The organism is Roseomonas rosulenta, assembly GCF_016106005.1.
GTDB classification, from domain to species: Bacteria; Pseudomonadota; Alphaproteobacteria; order Acetobacterales; family Acetobacteraceae; genus Neoroseomonas; species Neoroseomonas rosulenta.
Window position 1 is genome coordinate 1 of sequence record NZ_JACADR010000194.1, and the last position, 8,475, is coordinate 8,475.

Annotated in this window: 9 protein-coding genes; 4 read left to right on the plus strand and 5 right to left on the minus strand. The window is 72.2% G+C overall.

Annotation, left to right across the window (positions count from 1 at the left end; all coding sequences use genetic code 11):
- Positions 1-303: 303 nt before the first annotated feature.
- Genes HW578_RS18965 through HW578_RS18975 form a run of 3 tightly spaced genes read right to left on the minus strand, consistent with a single transcriptional unit; the run spans position 304 to position 2,814 of the window.
- On the minus strand, positions 304-1,236 hold the full coding sequence (locus tag HW578_RS18965; protein ID WP_198372277.1) for a polysaccharide deacetylase family protein: 933 nt from the start codon (positions 1,234-1,236) through the stop codon (positions 304-306).
- Complete coding sequence (locus HW578_RS18970) at positions 1,233-2,144, minus strand: polysaccharide deacetylase family protein (protein WP_198372278.1); 912 nt, start codon at positions 2,142-2,144, stop codon at positions 1,233-1,235. The genes HW578_RS18965 and HW578_RS18970 overlap by 4 nt, the downstream gene beginning before the upstream one ends.
- Before the next feature lie 4 nt (positions 2,145-2,148).
- On the minus strand, positions 2,149-2,814 hold the full coding sequence (locus HW578_RS18975) for an isochorismatase family protein (protein WP_198372279.1): 666 nt from the start codon (positions 2,812-2,814) through the stop codon (positions 2,149-2,151).
- Between the two features lie 300 nt (positions 2,815-3,114).
- Between HW578_RS18975 and HW578_RS18980 the strand changes: the two genes are divergently transcribed.
- The 4 genes from HW578_RS18980 (at position 3,115) to HW578_RS18995 (ending at position 7,199) form a co-directional block, all read left to right on the plus strand.
- Positions 3,115-4,497: an ABC transporter substrate-binding protein gene (locus HW578_RS18980; protein ID WP_198372280.1), complete on the plus strand. Its 1,383-nt coding sequence runs from the start codon at positions 3,115-3,117 to the stop codon at positions 4,495-4,497.
- 81 nt (positions 4,498-4,578) lie between these two features.
- Positions 4,579-5,421, plus strand: coding sequence for a sulfurtransferase (locus HW578_RS18985; RefSeq protein WP_198372281.1), 843 nt, complete (start codon positions 4,579-4,581; stop codon positions 5,419-5,421).
- A gap of 96 nt (positions 5,422-5,517) precedes the next feature.
- A complete protein-coding gene (locus HW578_RS18990; RefSeq protein WP_198372282.1) occupies positions 5,518-6,495 on the plus strand; it encodes a Bug family tripartite tricarboxylate transporter substrate binding protein in 978 nt (325 codons plus the stop codon).
- The gene (locus tag HW578_RS18995) at positions 6,495-7,199 is read left to right on the plus strand and encodes an ABC transporter permease (protein ID WP_198372283.1); all 705 of its coding nucleotides are present in this window, start codon (positions 6,495-6,497) and stop codon (positions 7,197-7,199) included. Before HW578_RS18990 ends, HW578_RS18995 begins: the two co-directional genes overlap by 1 nt.
- 40 nt (positions 7,200-7,239) lie before the next feature.
- On the opposite strand, the gene HW578_RS19000 is transcribed toward HW578_RS18995, so the two are convergent.
- Positions 7,240-8,067 carry a substrate-binding domain-containing protein gene (locus HW578_RS19000; protein ID WP_198372284.1) on the minus strand — a complete coding sequence of 276 codons (828 nt, stop codon included), beginning with the start codon at positions 8,065-8,067 and terminating at the stop codon, positions 7,240-7,242.
- A 21-nt stretch (positions 8,068-8,088) separates the two neighbouring features.
- The coding region (locus HW578_RS19005; protein ID WP_198372285.1) for an ATP-binding cassette domain-containing protein at positions 8,089-8,475 on the minus strand (387 nt) is incomplete at its 5' end.

An 8,475-nucleotide genomic window follows, 5' to 3' on the forward strand; every position in this document is an offset into this window, starting at 1 on the left:
GGGCGCCGGGGAATGGACGGCGCGCCAGGGCGAACGCCTGACCGGGCAGGGAGCACCCGCGCCGGCGCAGCCGGCCGCGCAGCCGGCCGCGCCGCCGGCGTCGCCCCGGTAAGGGGCGCGGGATAGGTGCCCCGTTAAGGGGCGCGGGATCGGCGCCGCGGGAGCGGCGCCGCGGTCAGCGGTGAGTCGGCCGCGGTGTCGATGGCCGCGTCGCGGCGCGGGTTCGACACACGGGCTCCTGCACATCGCCGCCGCGGCGCCCGTTCGCGCCGCGCCGACGGCGTGATGCAGCCGGGCGGCGCGCTACGCCTGCTGCGCCTGCCAGGCCTCGGCGATGGCGGCCCCGCTCGCGTTCCACACGCCGCCCCTGGCCAGGATGGCGTCGAGCATCGCGCCGAACGCGCGGATGCGGTGTGGCTGGCCCATCAGCCAGGGCGTCACCGACAGCGTCAGGATCCGACCACCACCGGTTGCCGCCGCTTCCGCATCCAGGGCGGCATGGGCGGCGAGAACGGCGTTGCAGAAATCCTCGGTCGCCATGTTCTGCTGCTGGAGCATCTTCTGGTCCGCGAGGTCCTGCGGCAGCGGCATGGCCAGCAGCGGGCGCGACGCGGTGGCCATGGTGTAGGGCATGTCGTCGTTCAGCCAGCCGCTGGTCCAGTCGAAGCCCTCGGCGGCAACGAGGTCGAGCGTTCGGGGCGATTCCGAATGGGCCGGCGAATGCCAGCCGCGCACGGCATCGCCGAAGCGCGCGCGCAGCAGGGCGGCGGCCTGCTTCACGGTGGCCGCTTCCTCGGCCTCGGGCACCTGGCCGTGATGCAGGTGGCCCATGTCGAGGCCGGCGCAGGCCGGTTCCCAGCCGGCCGCCGCGATGTCGTCCATCAGGACCGGATAGAGCGGCGCCAGCGCGGCGCTGAGCAGCGCCGTGGCGGTGAGCCCGCGCGCGGCCATCGCCTTCATCAGCCGGTAGATGCCGATGCGGTTGCCGTAGTCGCGCTGCGTGTAGTCCCAGAAGGACGGGTAGGGCCGCTCCATGCCGCCCGGCGCGATGAAGGGCTTGAGCGGCATGTCCATCGGGAAATGCCCGACATGCACCGCGATCCAGAGCGCCACGCGCGCACCACCCGGCCATTGCACGGGCTTCGCGTCGGGCAGCGCGCGGAAGGGGTAGATGCCGTGGTCCATGCCCCGCCGGCGCAGCGGGTACTGCAGGTAGTCCGCCGGCAGACCGCTCATGGCGTGCCCTCCGCGATCCAGGCCTCATGGGCCGCCAGGTGGTGGTCGATGTAGTGCTGCGCGATCTCGCGCCCGGTCGCGAGCCAGACCTTGTCGTGGCTGACGACATGGCGGAGCACCTCGTCCAGCGCGCCGATGCGGTGCGCCTGGCCGATCAGGAAGGGGTGCAGCGGCATGCACATGACGGTGCCGGACTCCGCCCCTTCCTCATAGAGCTGGTCGAACTGCGCCTTGCAGATCTCGGCGAAGCGGTCGGGCGGCGTGTTGCGCATTACCAGCAGCGGCACGTCGTTGACCTCGAGCGAATACGGGATCGACACCAGCGGCTTGCCGGAGCGCACCTTGATCGGCGTCGGCTGGTCATCGTGCAGCAGGTCGAGCGTGTACTTGATGCCTTCCTCGGCGAGGATGTGCTGCGTGGCCTCGTCGTTGGAAATGGCCGGCGTCAGCCAGCCATCGAGCGACTGGCCGGATGCGCGCAGGATCGTCTCGCGGTTCTCGCGGATCACCTCGCGCTGCTGGTCCTCGGTCATGCCGTAGAAGTAGCGGGTGTTGTAGGTGCCGTGGCTGAACAGCTCCCAGTCGAGCTCGCAGCAGCGCTCGATGATCTCGGGGTAGTGGTCGCAGACCGCGACGTTGAGGCTGACCGACCCGCGCACGCCGTGCTTCGCCATGACATCCGCCATGCGCCAGAAGCCCACGCGGTTGCCGTAGTCGCGCCAGGAATAACCCGAGACATCGGGCAGCGGCCGCGGCCAGGGCGGACGGCGCGGATTGGGCGGGGGATAGAGCTCGTAGTGCTCGATGTTGGGCGCGACCCAGAAGGCCACGCGCGCCCCGCCCGGCCAGGTGATCTTCGGGCGGCGCCGCCAGGGCATGTAGTCGTAGTGCTGCTGTTCCTTCAGCATGGCTTCAGCCCTCCAACTTCGGGATGGCGGCGAGCACATCCGCCACCGGCAGGACATCGGCGTATTTCACCGCCATGTCGTAGAGGTTGGCGAAATGCGGGCTCTCATGCTTGTCGGCGACGCATTCCTCCGGGACGATCATGCGGAAGTTGCACGACAGCCCATCGACCACCGTGGCACGCACGCAGCCTGACGTGGACCCGCCGGTGACGATGACGGTGTCGATCCGGTGGAAGGTCAGCAGCGAGCGGAAATTGGTCTCGAAGAAGGCGCTCGCCATCCGCTTGTTGATCAGGATGTCCGTGGGCGCGCGCCTGGTGCGCGGGTCGAGTTGCGCGCGCGGCGAGCCTTCCTTGATGTTCTGCAGGCTATCCGGCGTGTCGGTGCGCGTACCCCAGACCCCGCAATCCTCGCCCGAGGGCAGGTAGGCCACGTAGGTCCACACCACCGGCCAGCCGCGCGCACGCACGGCGTCGGAGACAGCGTTGATGTAGTCGATCTGCCGCGGGTCGGTCTCGTAGGCCGTGGCGTAGGTCTGCGGCTGGGTATAGGCGCATTGCACGTCGATGTTCACCACCGCGGCGCGGCGGCCGAAGCCGAAGCGCCTGCGCGTCGGCGCCGCCCTGAACTCGGCGTAGAGTTGCCGCGCCGTCTTTCCGTCCTCGATCATGCGTGTCCTGCCTTGCGCTGCCGGCGGCGAGTCTGCCCGCTGGCGCGCGGTTGGCAAGGCCGCCCCGGCGATGCCGTGCCGGGTTCGAGGGAAGCAGCCAAAAGGGCCAGGCCTGCCGTTCCGGCCGCAGACCGGACGCGTGCGCGGGCTGCCTCGCATCGCCGCCGGCGCGGGGGGCGGGCGGTCGCTCTCACGCCGCCATCATCTCATTGTGGAAATAACCGGTCAGTCATGGAATGGTCATCCATGCCCCGGGGGTCGCCGCCGACGGTCCCGGGCGGCACGGGGGGATGGCAGGGCATGGTGCTGACACTGGCGCTCGAGCGCGTGGAATTCCTCCCCCTCGGGCGCGTCACCGACGACACCTCCATCCTGACCCTGCGTTCCCTGGTCTTCGAGCCGCTCTGCCGCTGGCGCGACGGGCGCGTGGAGCCCGGCCTGCTCGCCGCCTGGGCGCATGAGGAGGATGGCCGCGCCTGGCAGTTCGCGTTGCGTCCCGGCGCCACCTTCCACGACGGCCATGCCTGCACCGCCGAGGACGTGGCCGAGACCATCCTCGCCCACCTGCGCGGCATCGACATGTTCGGCATGCCCTGGCCCTATGCGCGCTATCTCGCGGGCGCGCGCATCACGCCCGAGGGGCCGGGCATGCTGTCCATCTCCACCCCACAGCCCCTCGCCGACCTGCCCGAGATCCTCGCCGAGTTCTTCGCCATGCGCGCCGCGCCCGATGGCGCCATGACGCTCGGCACCGGCCCGTACCGCGTGGTGGACCACGTGCCGCGATCGCACGCGCTGCTGGAAGCCACCGATGCGGCGCGCACGCCCGCGCGCATTCGCCTGGTCGCGGAACCCGACCCGGAAACACGGCACCGCATGGTGTCCGAGGGCGCCGCGGATGCCGCCACGAACCTCGAGCGCCTGCCGCATCCGCGCCTGCGTGACGCGACGCTGCGCTGGGGGCACGCGGCCAACACGCTGTCGGTGATGTACTACCTCGACTGCCGCCGCGGCACCTTCACCCATCCGGCGGCGCGCCGCGCGGTGAACCTCGCGGTCGATGCGCAGGCCATCATCGAGACGGTGTTCCATGGCCTCGGCGTGCCGGCCTCGACCGTGGTCAGCCCCTTCCATCTCGGCCACCGCGAGGCCGCGCTCGCGCCCATCCCGCACGATTCAGCGGCGGCGCGCGCGCTGTTCGACCAGGCTGGCGCGCAGAACGATCTGGTCATCCGCACGCCGCTGCACATGCCCGAGCGCGCACCGCAGATCAGCGAGATGGTGGCGCACGACTTGGCGCGCGCAGGCATCCCCGCACGCATCCAGGCCGAGGCGGACCGACCCGACTACGCGCGCCAGGTGGGGCGCGGGCAGATCGGCGACCTCGCCATCTTCGACAGTTCACCGCATTCGACCTTCCGCGTGCTGAACGACAAGATCTCCTCCGCCGTGCAGGGGCAGTGGTGGCAGGGCTTCGACGACCCGGTGCTCGAGCCGCTGATCACGGAGGCGAACCGCACCATGGATGTCGCAGCCCGCGCGCAGGCCTATGCAGGCTGTCTGCGCCGGCTGCACGAGAACCCGCCCTGGCTCTACCTGTTCCACCCGGTCGAGGCCTTCGCCGCGCGACCCGATGCGCCGCCGCTGGCACTCGACCATCGCGGCGTGCTGATGCTGGTCTGACAGACCGTTCGACCAAGCGCCCGATGGCCCATTCCCGGGTCGGGCACCGGCATTCCCGAACTGTCTCCGAGGAGGCCCCCGATGGATCCGCGCGACACCGTCTTCATCACCGCCGCCGCGCTCGGGCGGCGCATCGCCGGCGGCGCGCCGCTCTCGGTCCTCGCCGTGCGCAACCCGCGGCTGCCGGAGCACGCGACGGCACCGCGCATTCCAGGCGCCGTCGACATCGACCTGCCAGGCGAGCTCGCCGCGCCTGGCGGCGGCACGCGCGGCAGCCGCCCGCTGCCGACGATCGAGGCGTTGCAACGCGACGCCATCCGCTGGGGGCTGAGGCCTGAGGTGCCGGTGGTGCTGTACGACCACGACCGCTGCCTGACCGCGGCACGCGGCTGGTGGGTGCTGCGCTGGGCCGGGCTGGCGCAGGTGTTGTTGCTCGATGGCGGCTTCCCGGCCTGGACCGCTGCCGGGTTGCCGGTGGCGACCATCCCCGGCGCGCCGCCGCCCGGCGCCGTCACTCTCTCCCCCGGGCACATGCCGGTGCTGGACGCCGATGCAGCCGCGGCGATGGCGCGGGACGGCGTGCTGCTCGATACCCGCATCCGCGGCAACTACATCGGCGGCGCGGTCGCGCCGGGGCAGCCGCCGCGCGGCCATATCCCGGGCAGCATCAGCGCGCCGGCGGCGGATGCGCTGACCGAGGCCGGCACCTTCCTTGACGCGGAGACGCTGCGCCACCTGTTCGGTGCGCTCGGCGCCGATGGCGCGCGCCCGCTGGGCGTCACCTGTGGCGCCGGCATCTCGGCCGCGCATGGCGTGGCCGCGCTCGCCTCGATCGGCGTGACGGCGGCGATGTTCCCCGGCTCCTGGTCGGCCTGGAGCGCCGACCCGGCGCGGCCGGTCGCGGTGGGCGGACGGCCCGGCTGATCCGCGCCGCTTGAACTTCGGCCGGCGCCGTGTCGTCCTGGCGCGGGCGCTGCAAGGCAGGCGCCGTCGCCGACACCCTCGCCGGGACCCCGAACCATGACCCGCCCGAACCGCCGCACCCTCGCCCTGCTGCCCGCTGGCCTGCTCGCCCTGCCGGCCCTGGCGCAGGAAGCCCCCTGGCCGAACCGCCCGATCCGCCTGGTGGTCGCCTTCCCGCCCGGCGGGCTGACCGACGTGATGGGCCGCATGGTGGCGCAGCGCCTGCAGGCGGAACTCGGCCAGCCGGTGGTGGTGGAGAATCGCGGCGGCGCGGGCGGCACCACGGGCACGCAGGTGGCGGTACGATCCGCCCCCGATGGCTATACGCTGGCTTTCGCCGCGCCCTCGACGCACGTCACCGGCCCCATCCTGTTCCCCACGCCGGGCTATGACGGGATCAGCGACGTGGCGCCGATCGGTGCCTTCGCCTCGATCGCCTCCATCGCGGTGGTGCATCCCTCGGTGCAGGCGACCTCCATCGCGGAACTCACCGCGCTGGCGAAGGCGCGGCCGGGCACGCTGAACTTCGGTTCGGCCGGCGCCGGCGGGTCGGTCCACCTGGCGGGCGAGCTGTACAAGATGCGCGCCGGCATCGACATCGTGCACGTCCCCTATCGCGGCGGCGCGGCCATGCTGACCGACCTGCTGAGCGGGCGCGTGCAGATCGCCTTCGACAACCTGCCGCAGATCCTGCCGCATGTGCGCTCCGGCGCCGTGCGCGGCCTGGCGGTGACCAGCCGCGAGCGCCTTTCGCTGATCCCCGAACTGCCGACCATGATCGAGGCCGGGGTGCCGGGCTACGAGATCATCTCCTGGTTCGGCCTGACCGCACCGGCCGGCACGCCGGCGCCGGTCGTCGCGCGCATGAACGCCATCATGCGCACCATGGTGGCGGACCCGGCCGTGCTGGCGCAGCTCGCGCAGATGGGCGCCAACCCGCTGTCCATGACGCCCGAGGAATTCGGCGCCTTCCTGCGCGCCGAGCGCGAACGCTACGGCGAGATCATCCGCGTCAGCGGCGCGCGGGTGGACTGATGAACGACCTTGGCAGTGCCGCGCGCGCCGCGATCGGCCTGGTCGGCGGGGCCGACCCGGCGCTGCTCGGCATCGTGGCGCTGTCGCTGAAGGTGAGCCTGGCGGCGGTGCTGGTCGCTGCCATCATCGGCCTGCCGCTCGGTGCCCTGATCGCGGTGGCGCGCTTTCCCGGGCGCAGCGCCGTGATCGTCGCGCTGAACGCGCTGATGGGGCTGCCCCCTGTGCTCTGCGGCCTGCTGATCTACCTGCTGCTGTCGCGCGCGGGTCCGCTCGGCCCCCTCGGCCTGCTGTTCACGCCGACCGCCATGATCATCGCGCAGGCGGTGCTGATCACGCCCATCGTCGCCGCCCTGGGCCGCGAGGTCCTGGAGGGGATGTGGGAGGAATACGCCGAGCAGCTGCGGTCTTTCCGGATCTCGACCGCGCGCGCCGTGCCGACGTTGCTGTGGGACGGGCGCTTCGCGCTGCTGACCGTGCTGCTGGCCGGCTTCGGACGCGCCGCCGCCGAGGTGGGCGCGGTGATGATCGTGGGCGGCAACATCGAGGGCTTCACGCGCGTCATGACCACCGCCATCGCGCTCGAGACCTCCAAGGGCGACCTGCCGCTGGCGCTGGCGCTCGGCATTGTGCTGATGGCCATCGTGCTGACGGTGAACGCGCTGGCGCAAGGGTTGCGCGGCGCGGCGGCGCGCTGGGCGGGATGAGGGTGGCCCGGGGAGGGGCACCGCCCTCCCCGCGCCACGCTCACGACGCCGGCTCGGCCTGCGCCGCGTTCGGGAAGAAAAGCTGCTCGCCGTTGATCGTGTAGGAGGCGATCGCCGCCTGCCCGGCCGGCGAGAGGATCCAGTCGATGAAGCGCTGCGCGTCCGCGGCCTTCACATGCGGGTGGCGCTGCGGGTTCACCAGCATCACGCCGTACTGGTTGAACAGCCGCGTATCGCCCTCGACCACGATGCGCAGGTCCTGGCGGTTGCGGAAGGACAGCCAGGTGCCGCGGTCGGCAAGGGTATAGGCGTTCTGCGCGGCGGCGGTGTTCAGCGCCGGGCCCATGCCCTGGCCGATCTCGCGATACCACTGGCCACGCCCGGTGGCGGGGTCGATGCCGGTCTGCTGCCACAGGCGCAGTTCGGCGGCATGGGTCCCGCTGCGGTCGCCGCGGCTGACGAAGGGGGCGCGGGCGGCGGCAATGCGGCGCAATGCCTCGGGCGTGTCGCGCAGACCGTTCACGCGCGCGGGGTCGGCAGCCGGGCCGACCAGGACGAAGTCGTTGAACATGACGTGCCTGCGCGGGCCGCCGAAGCCCTCCGCGACGAAGCGTTCCTCGGCCGGGCGGTCGTGCACGAAGACCACGTCGGCATCGCCGCGCCGGCCCACATCCAGCGCCTGGCCGGTGCCGAGCGCCATCACACGCGCGGTGATCCCGCTCTCGCGCGTGAAGATCGGCAGGATGTGGCCGAACAGGCCGGACTGCTCGGTGCTGGTGGTGGAGGCGATGGTGATGCTGCGCTCCTGCGCGGCGGCAGGCAGCGCGAGGACAAGCGCGGCGAGGACAAGCAGGCTTCGGCGGACCATCGCGGTGTCTCTCCCGTGGGATCAATGCGCCAGCAGGTCGCCGCGCAGGAAGGCGGCGGCCTCGCGGCTGGCCGGGGCGTCGAAGAAGCGCGCGGCCGGCGTGTGCTCGACCAGCCGCCCGCTCTCGAGGAACACGACATCGCCGGCAAGGCGACGCGCCTGGCCGAGGTCATGCGTCGTCATCACGATCTTGGTGCCGCGCGCGACGAGCGCCGCGACGATCTCCTCGACCTTGCGCATCGCGATGGGGTCGAGGCTGGCGCAGGGCTCATCGAGGAACAGAACCTCCGGCTGCGTCGCCGCGGCGCGGGCCAGCGCCAGGCGCTGCTGTTCGCCGCCCGACAGGCGCCGCGCCGCGCGGTCGGCCAGCGCCGCGAGGCCGACCAGTTCGAGCGCCGCCGTTGCGCG